Source organism: Arthrobacter sp. cf158 (assembly GCF_900106835.1).
Taxonomy (GTDB): Bacteria; Actinomycetota; Actinomycetes; order Actinomycetales; family Micrococcaceae; genus Arthrobacter.
Window position 1 is genome coordinate 389,558 of record NZ_FNNR01000004.1, and the last position, 15,262, is coordinate 404,819.

At 63.5% G+C, this 15,262-nt stretch carries 15 protein-coding genes; 6 read left to right on the plus strand and 9 right to left on the minus strand.

Features of this window, described 5'->3' with window-relative positions; all coding sequences use genetic code 11:
* Nucleotides 1–316: 316 nt before the first annotated feature.
* Entirely contained in the window at nucleotides 317–1,594 is a 1,278-nt protein-coding gene (locus BLW08_RS10695) for a hypothetical protein (RefSeq protein ID WP_254779821.1), read from the plus strand.
* Nucleotides 1,595–1,721: 127 nt separating this feature from the next.
* Here the strand turns inward: BLW08_RS10695 and BLW08_RS10700 are convergent, their stop codons facing one another.
* The 4 genes from BLW08_RS10700 to BLW08_RS10715 all read right to left on the minus strand — a co-directional run bounded on the left by BLW08_RS10700 (nucleotide 1,722) and on the right by BLW08_RS10715 (nucleotide 4,464).
* On the minus strand, nucleotides 1,722–1,901 hold the full coding sequence (locus tag BLW08_RS10700; RefSeq protein WP_090823304.1) for a hypothetical protein: 180 nt from the start codon (nucleotides 1,899–1,901) through the stop codon (nucleotides 1,722–1,724).
* 7 nt (nucleotides 1,902–1,908) lie between these two features.
* Complete coding sequence (locus BLW08_RS10705) at nucleotides 1,909–3,039, minus strand: glycosyltransferase family 2 protein (protein ID WP_090823306.1); 1,131 nt, start codon at nucleotides 3,037–3,039, stop codon at nucleotides 1,909–1,911.
* Between the two features lie 243 nt (nucleotides 3,040–3,282).
* Nucleotides 3,283–3,453 carry a hypothetical protein gene (locus BLW08_RS10710; RefSeq protein WP_018778796.1) on the minus strand — a complete coding sequence of 57 codons (171 nt, stop codon included), beginning with the start codon at nucleotides 3,451–3,453 and terminating at the stop codon, nucleotides 3,283–3,285.
* Nucleotides 3,454–3,633: 180 nt separating this feature from the next.
* A complete protein-coding gene (locus BLW08_RS10715; protein ID WP_091324991.1) occupies nucleotides 3,634–4,464 on the minus strand; it encodes an oxidoreductase in 831 nt (276 codons plus the stop codon).
* A gap of 123 nt (nucleotides 4,465–4,587) precedes the next feature.
* On the opposite strand from BLW08_RS10715, the gene BLW08_RS10720 reads away from it, so the two are divergent.
* Nucleotides 4,588–5,481 (plus strand): helix-turn-helix transcriptional regulator, encoded by an 894-nt coding sequence (locus BLW08_RS10720; RefSeq protein WP_091324992.1) that lies wholly within the window; start codon nucleotides 4,588–4,590, stop codon nucleotides 5,479–5,481.
* Here the strand turns inward: BLW08_RS10720 and BLW08_RS10725 are convergent.
* From BLW08_RS10725 to BLW08_RS10735, 3 genes are all read right to left on the minus strand, one after another.
* Nucleotides 5,451–5,993: a GNAT family N-acetyltransferase gene (locus tag BLW08_RS10725; protein WP_091325002.1), complete on the minus strand. Its 543-nt coding sequence runs from the start codon at nucleotides 5,991–5,993 to the stop codon at nucleotides 5,451–5,453. The genes BLW08_RS10720 and BLW08_RS10725 overlap by 31 nt on opposite strands.
* On the minus strand, nucleotides 5,990–7,339 hold the full coding sequence (locus tag BLW08_RS10730) for an LLM class flavin-dependent oxidoreductase (protein WP_091325003.1): 1,350 nt from the start codon (nucleotides 7,337–7,339) through the stop codon (nucleotides 5,990–5,992). Before BLW08_RS10730 ends, BLW08_RS10725 begins: the two co-directional genes overlap by 4 nt.
* A gap of 80 nt (nucleotides 7,340–7,419) precedes the next feature.
* Nucleotides 7,420–8,304 (minus strand): MetQ/NlpA family ABC transporter substrate-binding protein, encoded by an 885-nt coding sequence (locus BLW08_RS10735; RefSeq protein ID WP_091325005.1) that lies wholly within the window; start codon nucleotides 8,302–8,304, stop codon nucleotides 7,420–7,422.
* 221 nt (nucleotides 8,305–8,525) lie between these two features.
* Here BLW08_RS10735 and BLW08_RS10740 point away from each other — a divergent pair, with 221 nt between their 5' ends.
* From BLW08_RS10740 to BLW08_RS10750, 3 genes are read left to right on the plus strand one after another with little or no spacing between them, the layout of a single operon-like run.
* Nucleotides 8,526–9,629, plus strand: coding sequence for a methionine ABC transporter ATP-binding protein (locus BLW08_RS10740; protein WP_091325007.1), 1,104 nt, complete (start codon nucleotides 8,526–8,528; stop codon nucleotides 9,627–9,629).
* 2 nt (nucleotides 9,630–9,631) lie between these two features.
* The gene (locus BLW08_RS10745; protein ID WP_011776065.1) at nucleotides 9,632–10,291 is read left to right on the plus strand and encodes a methionine ABC transporter permease; all 660 of its coding nucleotides are present in this window, start codon (nucleotides 9,632–9,634) and stop codon (nucleotides 10,289–10,291) included.
* 17 nt (nucleotides 10,292–10,308) lie between these two features.
* Nucleotides 10,309–11,469 (plus strand): LLM class flavin-dependent oxidoreductase, encoded by a 1,161-nt coding sequence (locus tag BLW08_RS10750; protein ID WP_091325009.1) that lies wholly within the window; start codon nucleotides 10,309–10,311, stop codon nucleotides 11,467–11,469.
* Nucleotides 11,470–11,686: 217 nt separating this feature from the next.
* Here BLW08_RS10750 and BLW08_RS10755 read toward each other — a convergent pair whose 3' ends face one another.
* Nucleotides 11,687–13,081, minus strand: coding sequence for a PLP-dependent cysteine synthase family protein (locus tag BLW08_RS10755; protein ID WP_091325011.1), 1,395 nt, complete (start codon nucleotides 13,079–13,081; stop codon nucleotides 11,687–11,689).
* 193 nt (nucleotides 13,082–13,274) lie between these two features.
* On the opposite strand from BLW08_RS10755, the gene BLW08_RS10760 reads away from it, so the two are divergent.
* Nucleotides 13,275–14,810: an MFS transporter gene (locus tag BLW08_RS10760; RefSeq protein ID WP_091325012.1), complete on the plus strand. Its 1,536-nt coding sequence runs from the start codon at nucleotides 13,275–13,277 to the stop codon at nucleotides 14,808–14,810.
* Here the strand turns inward: BLW08_RS10760 and BLW08_RS10765 are convergent.
* Entirely contained in the window at nucleotides 14,774–15,241 is a 468-nt protein-coding gene (locus tag BLW08_RS10765; RefSeq protein ID WP_091325013.1) for a rhodanese-like domain-containing protein, read from the minus strand. The two genes, BLW08_RS10760 and BLW08_RS10765, sit on opposite strands and share 37 nt — an antisense overlap.
* Nucleotides 15,242–15,262 lie beyond the last annotated feature (21 nt).

The following is a 15,262-nucleotide window of genomic DNA, read 5'->3' on the forward strand; positions in this document are numbered from 1 at the left end:
ATGCTGCGCGTGGAGCGGGCGGACAGGTCAAGGTTACTCCTTGCTGAAGTGCCGTTATCCAATTGATGTTGAAAAGCCAATCTTGCTGGTTCATTTATCTTCCGGCGGATCACGTACTCGTCGATAATCGAGGAGTTGCACGTTCCTCAGGGGGTGGAACGTCACGGCGGCCCCCGGCAATTGCCGGAGGCGTTTCTGGGCGCATCAGCAGGAGGACACAGCTATGGCACTTTCAGTGAGGCTCCTTCCATATGGGGGAAGAAAAGTAATGGGTTTGGCCGTCATTATGGCGGTAGGTTTATCGATGTTCACGGGCATGAGCCCGTCAAGAGCCGCGGATACCACTCCGATGGCTGAGGATCCCGGGCCTGTGGGCAGCTTCGCCTGGAAGGGGTTCAACTGGCAAAAGCGCTTTTGGGGTGGGGCACCCATGTACAACGCCAGTTGGGACGCCAACAATGTGAGCAACCCTGACGCCAACGGGTACGTCAAGCTCTCCATCAGCAACCCAACGGGTTCCTCTCCCAAGGGTGCAGAGTTCCAGTCCACGCGTGAAGGTTTCGGCTACGGCACGTACAGCACCACGGTGGAGAAGGACGTCAGCGCCCTTCAGAAGGAAGTGGTGTGGGGCTGCCTCTTCACGTATGACCCCGCAGCCGAACCGGGCTACACGGAGATCGATCTCTGCGAAGCGTCGGCTTGGGGCGGCGGCGCCGCGTACGGTGAAAACTGGCCGGTGACTCAAGGGCATGGCTATTGGTTCGATGCCACCTTGCCCCCTGGCCAGGGCAACAACACCGTGACGTTCGATGTCACCAACGCCCCGATCCTCACCCACAGGATGGTCTGGGAGCCGGGCAAGCTGACCTTTGAAACCTTCGCCGGAGAGGGCTACGGCGGAACACTGCTGAAGAAGACCGTTCTGCAAGGATCCACGGTGCCGCTGCCGGCCAATGAACAGATCCACTTCAACCTTTGGGTCACCGGTGGTGGCGGCGGAGATGCGGCACACGTTGCTCCTGAAACCGTCACGATTCGTGATTTCTCGTTTGTCCCAGGCATCCCGTTGACCGCTCCGACTCCTACGGTGTCCGGAACAGCTGCCGTTGGATCAACCCTGACGGCCAATCCGGGAACGTGGACCGCCGGAACTGCCTTGGGCTACCAGTGGTACAGGAATGGTGTGGCGATCTCCGGAGCTACCGGTTCCACCCGCGTTCTTGCCGCCGCCGATCAAGGCACCAAGCTGACTGTCAGGGTGACAGGAACCAAGGCCGGATACGCAACAACCACCAAGGAGTCGGCACCAACAGCCACTATTGTGGCGGGCACTCTGGTGGCGCCCGTTCCCACCATTACTGGAACCCTGACTGTAGGCTCCACATTGACCGCCAACGTGGGCACCTGGACGTCCGGAACCACCCTGACCTACCAGTGGTACCGGTCTGGAGTCGCAATTGCGGGAGCCACCGCCAAGTCCTACGTGCTGGTGAGTGCCGACCAAGCGGACACCATGAGCGTGAAGGTCACCGGCACCAAGGCCGGTTACACCACAGTGGCTAAAACCTCGGCGAGCACGGCGCCCGTAGCCTAAGCAGTGTTTTTCTGTGGCCGGTCCGTGCGGCCTCGTGGCCATGGAAACAACCAGCCCGCAGTTGTATCGCGCTGGGGGGAATTAGCGATACACCTGCGGGCTGGTTGGGCTTATGGGGAAGAAGCGGCTAGGCCTTCTTCTCTGCGCGGACCGGGACGATCCTCTTGATGGCGAGGCCCAAGGCCAGCATGGCGAATGCTGCCAGTGCGAACCAGAACAGGTCTCCGGCGCCGGTTGCGGCGAGTGTGCCTGAGCCCATCCCGGCTGCGGTGACTCCGGTAAGGGGAGCTACTGGGTTGTTGTACATGAGTCGTTTACCAAACTTTCTTGCGGTTGAGTGCTGCATCCAGGTAGGCCTTGGCGTGAACGGCCTGCAGGAAGATATCGATGACGGTTTCGTACATGGTTGCGGCCAGCAGCATGTACCTCCAGCCCCGGAACCGCAGTGTGACGATGCGTTCCAGGACGAAGATGGCGGTGACTGCGATCCAGAATGGCTGGAGGTTCAGCCCCATTCCGGTGGTCAAGGCGAAGATGATGGAACCGAAGTAGGCCAGGGTCACCAGGACACCGATCATGGAGAGAAACTGGCGTCCCCAGTACGGCCTGGTGATTTTGGTCCATCCGTACTGCACGCAGTTCTCCACGGCGCCGCGCTTCCAGCGGAGCCGTTGGGCCCACAGTTCACGCCACGTGGGCATGACCTCGGTGACAAGCGTGCAGTTTGAGGGTGAAGCAATGCGGTACCCGAGAGTCAGTAGAGCGAAGGAGAGCTCGTTGTCCTCGGTCAGGACTGAGGTGTCGTAGACACCACCCTTGCCGTTGCCCGGAGGAAGGGTGCCTTCCAAGCGGGCTGCGACCACGTCCCGCAGCGTCTTGACCCGGAAGAGCGCGGCCGTTCCGGTCACCACCAAGCATTTGCCGTGGAGGCGCTTGACGTCGCGGGCGTAGCGGGCGTACTCGTTGCGCTGCAAGTGACCTACGAAGCCGCCGCCCGGACCGCCGCTGAACACTCCACCAACAGCACCGAGCAATTCGTCGGTCAGCAGGTTCTTGGTGGCGTTCTCGATGAAGTCCAACGCGAGTTGCGAGTCAGCATCCTGAACCAGGACCAAGTCCTCGGGGTCGGCATCAGGAAGGAGCTCGCTGAGGGCGAAGTTGAGGGCGCCGGCCTTCTTGTCCTTGTTACCAACAGTCCGGATGACCTCTGCGCCCTGGGCAAGCGCGAGGGCCTCGGTGTCGTCGGTGCAGTTGTCAGCCACCACAATGATGCGGTCCGGACGACGGGTCTGGTTGTTCAGGGAGACCAGCGTCTCTGTGATGCCCGCGGACTCGTTGTGTGCCGGCACCAGAACCGTGACAACTCCGCCGGCGGCACGGTGGGATCCGCGGGGTGCGGCAGCCGTGTCCGGTGCGTCCGTGTGGACTGTGGTTTCCGTGAGCATTGTGATCCCTCCGTTCGAGCGTTGAAGCGTTGACTCACTAAGAGTTCCAACGCCAACGCAAGAAATGCGCAGGCAAAGCGTCAAGGAAAACTCAAGGTTTGCTCAGGACTTCCCTTTAGGCGTCACGTTTCGGGCTCGAGGGCAACTGGTACCTAATACACGCAACCTGCGGATGCGCCTTAAACGCAAGAGGACGACGCCGGTAAGTACCGGCGTCGTCCTCTTGCGTTGAGTTTGAGCTGCTTAGCGGCTCAGGCTGACCGTGAAGGTTTTCGGTCCGCTGAGGGTCACAGCGATTCCGCAGTTTTCTGCGGCAGCGCGGTGTGAGAGGGACTGGATGGCGGCATCGATGGTGTGGTCGATGGCCGACTTGTCCCAGATTTTCAGCGTGATGGAGTCAGTATGTGTCGTCATTGTCAGTACTTTCACTCAGGCCGTTATCAGCCCCAAGCTTCTTCGCAGGGGCCGCATCCTCGTCGGTGAGGATTGCTGATTCAGCTTGTATGGGAAACGAATTCCCTCATTCATGGTTCATGCTGCCCACTGCGATTGACAAGCGAATCCGGCCAAGTGTGACCGATTACACGTTCCTCATTACTCCGTGTAACCCGTGCTGACGCTGAGCTCCCGCCAACGGTTCACCTCGGCCCGTTGGGCTTCTTCCACGGCGTCGAAAGCCTTGGCTGCGTCTTCGCCAAGCAGCAGGAAACCGGGAGTTTCCGGTGCTTCGACGGCGGTCATGATCGCGGCCGCTGCCTTGTCCGGATCGCCCTGTTGAGTGCCGTGGATGGTGTCGAGCTCCTTGCGGCGCTTGCCTGCGGTATCGGCGTAATCGGCGATCGCCTCGGCTGACTGGGTGAGCGAACGTCCCGCGAAGTCGGTCCGGAAACCGCCTGGCTCCACCACGGTCACGGAGATGCCCAGTGGCTTTAGTTCCTTGTGCAGGGAACCGGACAGTCCCTCCAGCGCGGCCTTGGTAGCGGAGTAGTAGCCGGAACCGGGAGGCGAGATGCGGGCGCCGATGGAGGAGATGTTCACGATTGCGCCTGATCGCTGCGAACGCATCCCCGGAAGGACGGCTTTAATCATGGCGACGGGACCAAAGACGTTGGTGTCGAACAGCGTGCGGACGTCGGCGTCGTCGCCCTCTTCAATCGCCGCGCGGTAACCATAACCCGCGTTGTTGACCAGGACGTCTACGGAGCCGAAGCGTTCCTGGGCCTGCTGTACCGCTGCGTCAACCTGCGACTGCTTGGTGACGTCGAGCGCAACGGCGAGTGCCGTCGTCGGGAATTGTGCGGTGAGCTCCTGGAGAGTTGAGGCGTCGCGGGCGGTGATGACGGCGTTATCGCCACGTGCGAGAACGGCCTGCGCCAGTGCGCGGCCAAGTCCGGTGGAGCAGCCTGTGATGAGCCAGGTAGTCATGATGTTCCTTTCATGGGTGGTCCATTCCATTGGAACGCTACTCCCGGGGCCGCGGGAGTGCATGGTCTTCCGGGTACTCCCAGTGCCTCCCTGTTCGGCGGGCGGCGACCTACGCTTGGGTGCATGGACAACCGAAGTGAGATCCGTGAATTCCTGTCGACGCGCAGGGCACGGATCAGCCCCGACCAAGCGGGGTTGCCGGCGTATGGCGGGAATCGTCGTGTCCCGGGGCTGCGGCGCGAAGAGGTAGCGCTGTTGAGCGGCATGAGCATTGACTATTACATCCGGCTGGAACGCGGGAATCTCAGTGGGGTGTCCGAGGGTGTCCTGGAGTCGTTGTCGCAGGCCTTGCAACTTGACGACGCCGAGCATGCCCACCTGTTCGACCTCGCCCGGGCTGCCGGCTCACCCAAGGCCCCGCGCCGGAAGCCCGTCGAGCAGCAGGTCCGGCCCACTGTCCAGCGGATTCTGGATGCCATGACCGATGTCCCGGCGTATGTGCGCAACGGGCGTCGCGACATCTTGGCGGCCAACAAACTGGGGCATGCGCTGTACTCCGAGCTGTTTGCGGATCCCGGACGTCCGGTGAACGTGGCGCGTTTTGTGTTTCTCAGCCCGAAGGCCCGCGCGTTCTTCATCGACTGGGAGGGCGCAGCGAATGACCTGGTGGCAGTCCTGCGCACGGAAGCCGGCCGCAATCCCTACGACCGCGCCCTGACGGACCTGGTGGGCGAACTGTCCATGCGCAGCGAAGAATTCCGGACGCGGTGGGCAGCACACAATGTCCGCTACCACCGGACAGGCCTCAAACGTATCCATCACCCCGTGGTGGGGGATCTCGAATTGTCTTTCGAAGCCATGGACCTTCCGGCTGATCCCGGGCTGTCCTTGATTGTTTACAGCACAGAGCCCGGCTCGGCGGCGGAGGAGTCACTCAAGTTGCTGGCGAGTTGGTCCGCGAGCGACGGCGATCCAGCGTCAGCGCCTCAGGCGGCCGACGGCAAGTCCAGCGTGTAGACCACCAGCTGCACCTTCGGCGCAGGGCGTTCCTTCTCGCGTTCGGGCCGGCGGACGTAGCCCAAGCGGCGGTAGAGGCGCTGCGAGGTCTCATTGTCGACGGCGGTGTCCAGCACCACGCGCTCGGCACCTTGGGCCGCAGCCAGACGGGCGGACTCGTCGAGGAGTTTCTGGCCAAGACCCGTGCGGCGCGCTTCCGGGAGCACGGCCAGCAGCCTCAGTTCCACTTCGCCGTGTTGTGCCTGCCGGCTGAGGTGTGAGCCAAAGGGCAGGAGGCTTGCGGTGCCCACCAAACGTCCGGTTTCCACGTCTTCGGCAACCAGCAGCACGCCTTCGCGTGCCCGTGCCGCGGCGTCCAGCAAGAGTTCGAGACGCTGTTCGTCGGGCTGACGGGCGCCGGGAAGATGATGACCGAACCCTTCGTACGTCAGCCGCCCCACGGCGTCGTACTCTTCGGGGCGGGCGTGGCGAATCACGTGGGTGCCGGTGGCAACGGTTGGTGTGGTGGTCATGATTGTCCTTTCGGCTGCGGATCGAGTCCGAGGTGCGATCTCAGGGTGGTGCCCGCGTACTCAGTTCGCGCAAGGCCGCGTTCCTGGAGCAGGGGGATGACGCCGGTGGCGAAGCGCTCCAGATCCTGGGGGAGGAGGGAGAACATGAGGTTGAAGCCGTCCGCGGCGCCCTCGGCGTGCCAGCGGGCCAAAGAGTCAGCCACATGGCGGGGCGTTCCGATGAAGTCGTGGTTCCGTTTGTCGCCCGTGAGGATGGAGTAGAGGTCCTTAAGCGTGACCTCGTCCTCGCGTCCGTGGATCTGTTCCCCGGCGGAGCGGAAGTCCGTCCTGGGCTGCGTGATGGTGGGAATGCCGGACTGGGCCACTGTGGCGTCAGCACCGAGCCCGGTGAAATCCAGCTGGCCTGCGAAGTATTCCTGCAGGAAATCCAGCACCTGCTGATCGGTGATGAGGCTGTCCAACTCCCGGATGCGTTCCAAAGCTTCGTCCCGGGTGTCCGCGACCACGGGCGAGATGGCCTGGTAGACGTAGATTTCGTCGGGATTCCGGCCGAACGCCTTCGCCTGAGCCCGGACGGACTCCCGGTACTGCCGAGCCTGCGGAATGTCGGGGTGGCTCGCGAAAAGGGCGTTGGCGAAGCGGGCCCCCAGCTTCTGGCCCGGGACGGATGTTCCTGCCTGGGCCAGCAAAGGGGAGTGCTGCGGGGAGGGACCGATGTTCAGCGGCCCGGCGACCCTGAAGAATTCGCCCTGGTAGTCCAGCCGGCTGAGTTTGCGCCGGTCAAAGAATCGTCCTTGCGCTTTGTTGTAGAGGAAAGCGTCCGCGTCCCAAGAATTCCAGAGCCCTTGGGTGACCTCCACAAACTCTTCAGCGCGGCGGTAGCGGAGGCTGTGGTCGAAGTGCTCATCGGCACTGAAGTTGCCGGCCGTGCTGTTGGTGAGGTCCCGCGTGGTCACGATGTTCCAGCCAACACGGCCGCCGCTGATGTGGTCCGCAGTGAGGGCCGCGCGGGCGAAGTTGAAGGGCTCGTCATAGGACGTGGAGGACGTGGCGATGAGGCCGATGTTGCTGGTGACTGCTCCAAGGGCCGTGACGAGGCCGATGGGGTCAAATCTGTTAAGAATGCCCGGATTGGACGTCTCATCGATCGCGAGGGAGTCGCCCAGGAAGATCGCATCGAACTTGGCTTCTTCGGCAGTTTTGGCGAGCTGTACCTGGTGGGCGAAGTCGATGCTCGCCTGAGGGAACGCTGTCTCGTGGCGCCATGAAGCCAGGTGGATGCCGGTGCCCACGAGGTAGGCGAAGAAGTGGATCTGCTGGCGTTCACGGATGAGTGTCTGGTTCATGGGCCTGTTTCGGTGCTGTTTTTCCGGGGGGAGTGTGGGGCAGCGGTGCTCTGTGGCGCAGGACCGCCGCCCCACAAGTGCTACTTGGACTTCTTGATGGCTGCCTCTTCGGCGGTAAGCACTTCCTGCAGCTTGGCAGCGGTCCAGTCAGCCTTGAACTGCAGGTTGCCGTCGTTGAGCTTGGTCACCGAGGCTTCCACCTCAGGGGTGTGATAGGCGGCCACGATCTTCTTCCACGTGGGATCGTCCTTGCGGTCTGCCTTCACTACGAAGCCGTTGATGTACGGCGCCAGGGACTCCGAGTTCAGGTCTTCCTTGAAGATGATCTTCTCGTCACCCAAGCCGCCCTTCTGGGCCTGCGTGTTGTTCACGACGGCGGCATCAGTGGTGCCCTTGAGTGCGTTCACCGTCTGGTTGCTGTCCACCGGCACAACCTTGATCTTGCTCGAGGTGATCTCAGCCGGGGTGGACAGCGAGTTGCCGCCATCCTTGAGCTGCAGCAAGCCGGCGGTCTGCAGGTTCAACAGTGCACGCGCCTGGTTGGTGGGGTTGTTGGGGATGGCAACCTCAGCGTCGGCGGGCAGCTCCTCCACGGACTTGAACTTCTCCGAGTACAGCGCCAGCGGGTAAACGGCCGTGGCGCCCACCGGAACCAGAGTGCCGTTGCTGTTGACGTTGAACTGGGACAGGTACTTCAGGTGCTGGAACAGGTTGATGTCCACCTGTCCCTGCTGGGTTGCCGTGTTGATCTGCGCGCCATCGGTGAAGTTCTTCACCTCAAGATCGATGCCCTGGTCCTTCAGCTTGTTCTTCAGCAGCGTCCAGTGCTCCTCAGCGCCGTCGTCCACACCGATGACCACCTTGGTGTTCGCGGAGGTTGACGAACCACTCGAAGCACCCCCGCATGCCGAGAGCGATAGGGCGGCGATCAGGCCGACGGCGGCAACTAACAAGCGGTTCTTCATGATGCTTCTCCGTACAAAGGGTATTGATGCGAATGGAAGGTGCGGGGTGTTCCCCCTGCCTCACGCTAGGCAGTTGCCATGGTGGGAATCGAACGCCTTCGCAACACTCCGACGCGCACCGTCAAGGAACGAAACCGCAGGTCACAGGGGGTCATTGGGTTCGATTGGGCGGCAGACGCGCTGCTGGAATGGGCATTCAAACAACCCCGAAGGAGGCTCCGGTGAGCGCGATCGTTTCCCTGCGCGGAGTCAGCAAGCTGTTCCCGGTCCAAGGAAGCAAGCGCAGCCAACGCACCGAACCAGTGCGTGCCGTTGACGACGTCACCTTGGACATTGAAGAGGGCACGGTGGTGGGCATCGTGGGATATTCCGGTGCCGGAAAATCCACGCTGGTCCGCCTGCTGAACGGACTGGAACGTCCCAGCGAGGGCCAGGTTTTCGTCAAGGGCCAGGACATCTCCTCGCTCCCCGAAGGCCAGTTGCGCAAAGTCCGCTCAGGCATCGGCATGATCTTCCAACAATTCAATCTGCTGAAGTCCCGCACTGTGTTCGGAAACGTCGCGTATCCGTTGAAGGTGGCCGGGTGGCCCAAAGAGAAGATCAAGCCGCGCGTGGACGAACTCCTGGAGTTTGTGGGCATCGCGGACAAGGCCGGCTCCTACCCCCGCCGGCTCTCCGGCGGACAGCAGCAACGCGTGGGCATTGCCCGTGCTCTGGCAAACGCCCCGGACATCCTGCTCGCTGACGAAGCAACCAGCGCCTTGGACCCCGAAACCACCCGCGACGTCCTCCGCTTGCTCCGGCGCATTAATAAGGAACTCGGCACCACCGTTGTGGTGATCACCCACGAGATGCACGTTGTCCGGGAAATCTGCGACACCGTGGTGATGATGGAATCCGGCCGGGTAGTGGAAGCCGGACCCACCTACTCCGTGTTCGCCGATCCCCAGAGCGCCTCCACCCAACGCTTCGTCTCAACCGCCGTGCACGGCACACCGGAATCGGACACCGTCAGCCGCCTCGCCGCGGCACACCCGGGCCAGCTTGTCTCCATCGGCATCTCCGAGGCATCGCCCACACCACTGGTTGCGGCCACGTTCGAGCGCCACGGCGTGGGCTCCAGTGTGGTGTTCGGGGGCGTCACCGAGATCCAGAACAAGATTCTGGGCACACTCACCTACGAGCTCACAGGCAGCGACGCCGCGATTGACGCCGCGCTCGCTGACCTGGGCGACATCACCGCCGTCGAACGCCAATTGCCGACGGCGGCCTCCGCCGATAGTGCCGTTCCGCACCTTCCCGTCCCCGCGAACGCCGGAGAATAGCCATGACCGACTGGACAACCCTCCTGCCCGTCCTGGGCGAATCCTTCCAACAGACCATCTACATGGTGGTCATCACCGTCCTGCTCAGCGGCATCGCCGGACTGGCGCTGGGCGTCACCCTCTACGCCACCAGGCCCGGAAACCTGTTTGCCAATAAAGCCGTGTTCTCGTTCCTGAACTTCCTGGTGAACATCATCCGGCCCATCCCGTTCATCATCTTCATCACGGCCATTGCGCCGCTGACCTTGATCATCATGGGCACCACTATTGGCACGACGGCGGCGATCCTGCCCATGGCGCTCATGGCCGGTGTGGTGATTGGCCGGGTGGTGGAGCAGAACCTGGTGGCGTCCGATCCCGGCGTGGTTGAGGCCGCCCGGGCCATGGGTGACAGCCGGCTGCACATCCTGTGGTCCGTGGTGATTCCCGAGTCGCTCGCGCCACTCATCCTGGGCTACACGTTCATGATCATCGCGATTGTGGACATGTCTGCCATGGCCGGGTACATCGGCGGTGGTGGGCTGGGCAATTTCGCCATCATGTACGGCTACCAGCAGTTCAACTGGGAAGTCACCCTGGTGACCGTCCTGATCATCATCGTCATGGTCCAGGCCGCGCAGTTGCTGGGTAACTTCCTGGCCCAGCGCATCCTTCGCCGCTAACTTTCAGGAGCCACAACATGCCTATCGAATTCCTCGGCATGGGTGCCGGCAACGACTCCACCGAGACGTCGCCTGCCACCACGCCCTTCTTCGACCCTCAATACGCGGCCCGCATCGCCAGGATCCACGAGGACAACAACTGGGACCACGTACTTTTTGCGTACAACTCCACCACGCAGGACCCCTCAGTCCATGCGGCATGGGTCGCTGCGAACACGGAGCGAATCCAGCTGCGCTTGGCGCATCGGCCCAACGTTTCACACCCGACGTTCGCCGCCCGCTCCTTCCTGACGCTGGACCACATCGCCGAAGGCCGGCTGACCGTGCACTTCATCACCGGTGGAAGCCAAGCGGACCAGGCCCGCGAGGGCGATTTCCTTGCCAAGGATGCGCGGTACGGCCGGACGCAGGAGTACATGCAGATTGTGCGGAGGGCGTGGTCCGGGGATTCGTTCAGTTGGGACAGTGAGCACTATCGCTTTGAGGACTTTGCCTCTGGTCTGGGGCCCTTTGCCGGGAAGAGGCCGGGCATTTCCTTTGGCGGTTCCTCCGAGGCCGCGTGGTCTGTGGGCGCCGCTGAAGCTGACATCTATGCCCTCTTCGGCGAGCCGTTGGCCGACGCAGCTTCGCAACAAGAGCAGATCCTTGCGCGGGCCGCTGCTTTGGGCAGGGTTGAACCGTTGCGCTGGCAGATCGCCTTCCGGCCGATCGTCGCGGCAACCGATGAGCTGGCGTGGGAGAAAGCGCACGCCATTCTTGGGACATTCGAGGCGCGCCGATCCGCCGGCGAGGTGATTGACCCTGTGCGCCACTACAACCAGAAGCCAGAAGCTGCCGGCACCCAGCGATTGCTCGCAGCTGCGGAACGCGGCGACCTCCACGACCGCGCCCTCTGGACGGCCCTCGCCAAAGCGGCGGGTGGCGGAGGCGGAAGCGCGACGGCGTTGGTGGGCAGCTACGACACCGTCACCCAGGCGATCCTGGACTACCACGAGCTTGGATTCGAGATCTTCGGCCTCCGCGGTTACGACTTCGTCCCGGACGCCCTCGAGTTTGGCCGGTACGTCATCCCGCAGTTGAAGCAGGAAGTGGCGCGCCGGGAGCAGGGCCGCACCGCCGGGGAGCTCCGGGCAGGCCAAGCCGCTGCCCGGGCGCGAGTGTTGGCCGCCGCTTCCTGACGCTCTCTCACCTTTGGTGTGTTTTTGGGTGATGCTCTCTCACCTTTGGTGTGTTTCTGGGTGACGCTCTCTCACCCCGGCATCTCAACCCGACCCTTTGGTCGTTTGGTGAGAGAGGGTTTGGGTTTTGGGGGGTGTTTGGTGAGAGAGGGTTTGGGTTTTGGGGGGTGTTTGGTGAGAGAGGGTTTGGGTTTTGGGGGTGTTTGGTGAGAGAGGGTTACGGGATGGTGGCGGCGATTCGGCCGTCCACCAGGACCGCGACGACGCCCAGCCCGGCCCCGTGCCTTCCGTCAGCTGTTTCCGACAACCCTCGGCCCGCGGACTGTGATGTCCTTTCCCCAACCGGCAGGCCCGCGGCCACCGTCCGGTAAGGAATACCCGCCGCAACTGCCAGCGAGGCAGGATCAACGGATTCCAACGAACGCAGGGTTACCACTCCCACCACCTCGCGCGGGTGGACGGTGCCAAAGGTCTCTCCCCGGTCCAGGACCAGAAACACGGGTTCGTCCGGTGCCAGGTCCCGGGAGTGAAGTTCGACGACGGCCTCCGCCGCTGTCAGGTCGCTCGCCAAAAGCTGCACTCCGGCAGGCGCACTGGTGAGCAACGAACGGACGGTTCCTTCCGGCGTCGTGGGTTCCAGGAAGCCGAGCGAGGTGAGCCAGTGGTCGTCGAAATAGGTGGACAGGTAGTTCCGGCCTGAGTCCGGCAGGATCACCACGATGGTGCGTTCCTCATCCAAGGTTTCGGCGAGGTTCAATGCGGCCGCCAGGGCCGTCCCGCCGGTGGCGCCGATGAGGAGCCCTTCCTCGCGGGCGGCACGGCGGGCGGTGAAGATGGCATCGCGATCGCTGACGCTGATGAACTTGTCCACCAACGCGGTGTCGAACGCCTCGGGCCAGATGTCCTCCGTCGACGCCGGGTGCAGGGGGTGGCCAGCGCCCTCTGTGTATTTGAGCGAACCGTTGCCCCCTCCGTAGCGGGAATGCTCGGGGTCAGCGGCGATGACCTGCACCCGTCCGTCGCTTGCCTGCTTCAAGTACCGGCCGGTTCCGCTGATGGTTCCGCCGGTTCCGACGCTGGCCACAAAGTGGGTAACCGACCCCGCGGTGTCGGCCCAGATCTCAGGCCCGGTGCTCTCCAGGTGGGCTTGCGGGTTGGCTGGGTTGTCGTACTGCAGCGCGAGCCAGGCACCGGGAGTAGAGGCCGCGAAGGCCGCGGCCTGGTTGGCCAGATGGCCGGGATCGGACCGCGGAACAAAATCGGCCACCAGGTGGACCTCGGCTCCGAAAGCGCGCAGGAGGCGGATCTTTTCAGCAGCCGTGGCCGCCGGAGCGAAGATCACCGAGCGATACCCCAATTGCGCGGCCACCAAACTCAGCCCGATGCCGGTGTTACCGCTGGTCCCTTCCACTACTGTTCCGCCAGGCTCCAACAAACCGGCCCGTTCCGCGGCCCGGATCATGGAAAGTGCGGCCCGGTCCTTCACGCTCCCGCCGATGTTCTGGAACTCGAGCTTCGCGTAGATGCGGGGCCGGACACCTTCGCCCAGCCGCTTCAGCCGAAGCAGGGGAGTGCCGCCGATTGCGTCCAGAATTGATTCATACACGGTCATGCGGCCCACGCTAGGACGCGGACATCGCCCCACAAAAAAGCGTTTCCCGCGGCGTCGCTCCGTGACTGCAGCGTGGTCGAACACGAACCAAAGAGTCATAAACAAGTCACCGGCGGTAACCCGGATTAACGCCCCTTAACCGGGTGTCGCGCGATGCCCGGCCCCCGGGACAATCCGCCTAGAGTCCACAAGCATGGGCCACAGACATCACGCTAAACGATCCGCCCTCTGGCTTTGCCTGGGCGCCGGATTCATCACGCTGCTGGACCAGTCGATGTTCGTGCTGGCGGTTCCTGCGATGTCGGTCTCCCTGCACGCAGATTCCGGGTCCGTGCAGTGGATCCTGGCGAGCTACTCGCTGGCGTTCGGCGTCGCGTTGGTTCCTGCCGGCAGGCTGGGCGACATCGTGGGCCGGCGCACGCTCTTTATCGGTGGTATCGCAGTCTTCGGGGCATCCAGCCTGGTGGGTGGCCTGGCCACCGACCCGTCGCTGGTCATCATCGCCAGGCTCCTGCAAGGACTCGGCGCGGGCACCCTGAACCCACAGGTTCTTGGCCTCCTGCAGGACATCTACAAGGGACACGACCGCGCGAAGGCCTTGGGCGCCTACGCCGCTGCCGGTGGTTCCGCCGCAGTATGCGGACCGCTGATCGGGGGACTCGTCCTCTCACTGGGCGACCCCGCGATTGGATGGCGGATCCTGTTCCTGGCGAACGTTCCCTTGGTGCTGATCCTGGTGCCACTTGCCTTCCGGCTCCTCCCGCGGCCGGCAGGCAAACACCCCGGAAACGCCAAGCCGTCCATCGACATCATGGGCGCGTTGCTGTTGGGCGGAGTGGTGGTGGCATCACTCATTCCCACCATCTACGGCGCGGGCACCATTGCGGTGACGTCGCTGGCAGTCGGCGCCGGTGCGCTCCTTGCCTTCGCCGGCTGGGAGATCCTGTATCACCGGCGTGGCCGAACCCCGTTGCTCAGTGCCTCGCTGGCGAAATCCAAGGGTTATGCACTGGGCACAGTGGTGGCGCTCTGCCAGTTCGGTGTGGGCGCGGGAATGGCAGCTGTGACGGCGTTTTATTTCCTGACCGGGACTGGGACGGCTCCGTTGGCTGCCGCGGCGATCCTCGCGCCGCAAGCAGCGGGCATGCTGTTGGCGTCCAGCTTCAGCTGGCGTTTCGTGGCCCGGTATGGGCGGGCCGGGATCGTGTACGCGCTTCTCGGCAGTCTGGCTTGCCTGATTGCCAAGGACCTTTTTGTGCAGGGGCTCGACGGCGGGACAGCGGCTCTTGCGGTGGCCGCCGTCGGGCTTCTCCAAGGTGTGTCAACCGGCCTGGTGGTCGCGCCGAACCAGACACTCACCCTGGCCCATGCTCCCGTGGGCGCCGCCGGAGTGGCGGCGGGGTTCTACCAACTCAGCCAGCGGTTCACTGCGGCGCTTTGCTCCGCCGCGGCAGCAGGAATGTTCCTTCAAGCGCATGGCGCGGCCACCGGCCAAGCCTCCAAGGATGCCTTCCGCCAAGGCATCGTCATGTGCTGCATCTTGCTGGGTGTCGCCTTGCTCGCTGGCGGAATCGACTGGTTGCGCGAGGCGCGGGACCGCACAAAGACAAGTGCCGTCGTCGTGACTTCCGGAAGGGAAGCCGCGACGACGGCGGTGGTGCTGACGCCGGAAGGCCCGACGGCGGCAGGTACTCAGCGCTCGGAAGTCACCGATTCGGTGGACGCCTGAGCCGTTGCGGCGGGCGGTGCCGCTTCGACGGGCGGTGCGGTGGGCCCGGTGGTGGGGACGCCGGCGTCGCGGAGGGCCGGGAAGCCGCCGTCCACGTGGACAGCGTTGGCGTAGCCGAGGACCTGGAGCTTCTGCGCGACGGGGCGTGAGCCGTTCACGGAACCGCAGAACACCACGATCTTCTGGTCCGTGCCGGTGACCTGAGCCAGACGGTGGGAGGATTCGGGGCTGAAGTCCTCCTCCACATGCTCGCGGTTGACCACTACGGCACCGGGGACGGCTCCCGTGCTGGCGCGGCCGCCCTCGCTGCGGACGTCGATCAGCAGGGCGCCTTCTTCGATGAGCCTGGCGGCTTCCTCGGCGGTGATCAGCTGGGTGTCCTGGACTGATTCGTGGACTTCGTTCTCGTGGACGGTGGTTTCGATGGACATAGTGCTCCCTTAGATAGGTGG

Excerpts from the sequence above, each read along its gene's own strand:
- BLW08_RS10695 (WP_254779821.1), top strand. The coding sequence starts at position 317 with ATGAGCCCGTCAAGAGCCGCGGATACCACTCCGATGGCTGAGGATCCC.
- BLW08_RS10700 (WP_090823304.1), bottom strand. The coding sequence starts at position 1,901 with ATGTACAACAACCCAGTAGCTCCCCTTACCGGAGTCACCGCAGCCGGG.
- BLW08_RS10705 (WP_090823306.1), bottom strand. The coding sequence starts at position 3,039 with ATGCTCACGGAAACCACAGTCCACACGGACGCACCGGACACGGCTGCC.
- BLW08_RS10710 (WP_018778796.1), bottom strand. The coding sequence starts at position 3,453 with ATGACGACACATACTGACTCCATCACGCTGAAAATCTGGGACAAGTCG.
- BLW08_RS10715 (WP_091324991.1), bottom strand. The coding sequence starts at position 4,464 with ATGACTACCTGGCTCATCACAGGCTGCTCCACCGGACTTGGCCGCGCA.
- BLW08_RS10720 (WP_091324992.1), top strand. The coding sequence starts at position 4,588 with ATGGACAACCGAAGTGAGATCCGTGAATTCCTGTCGACGCGCAGGGCA.
- BLW08_RS10725 (WP_091325002.1), bottom strand. The coding sequence starts at position 5,993 with ATGACCACCACACCAACCGTTGCCACCGGCACCCACGTGATTCGCCAC.
- BLW08_RS10730 (WP_091325003.1), bottom strand. The coding sequence starts at position 7,339 with ATGAACCAGACACTCATCCGTGAACGCCAGCAGATCCACTTCTTCGCC.
- BLW08_RS10735 (WP_091325005.1), bottom strand. The coding sequence starts at position 8,304 with ATGAAGAACCGCTTGTTAGTTGCCGCCGTCGGCCTGATCGCCGCCCTA.
- BLW08_RS10745 (WP_011776065.1), top strand. The coding sequence starts at position 9,632 with ATGACCGACTGGACAACCCTCCTGCCCGTCCTGGGCGAATCCTTCCAA.
- BLW08_RS10750 (WP_091325009.1), top strand. The coding sequence starts at position 10,309 with ATGCCTATCGAATTCCTCGGCATGGGTGCCGGCAACGACTCCACCGAG.
- BLW08_RS10755 (WP_091325011.1), bottom strand. The coding sequence starts at position 13,081 with ATGACCGTGTATGAATCAATTCTGGACGCAATCGGCGGCACTCCCCTG.
- BLW08_RS10760 (WP_091325012.1), top strand. The coding sequence starts at position 13,275 with ATGGGCCACAGACATCACGCTAAACGATCCGCCCTCTGGCTTTGCCTG.
- BLW08_RS10765 (WP_091325013.1), bottom strand. The coding sequence starts at position 15,241 with ATGTCCATCGAAACCACCGTCCACGAGAACGAAGTCCACGAATCAGTC.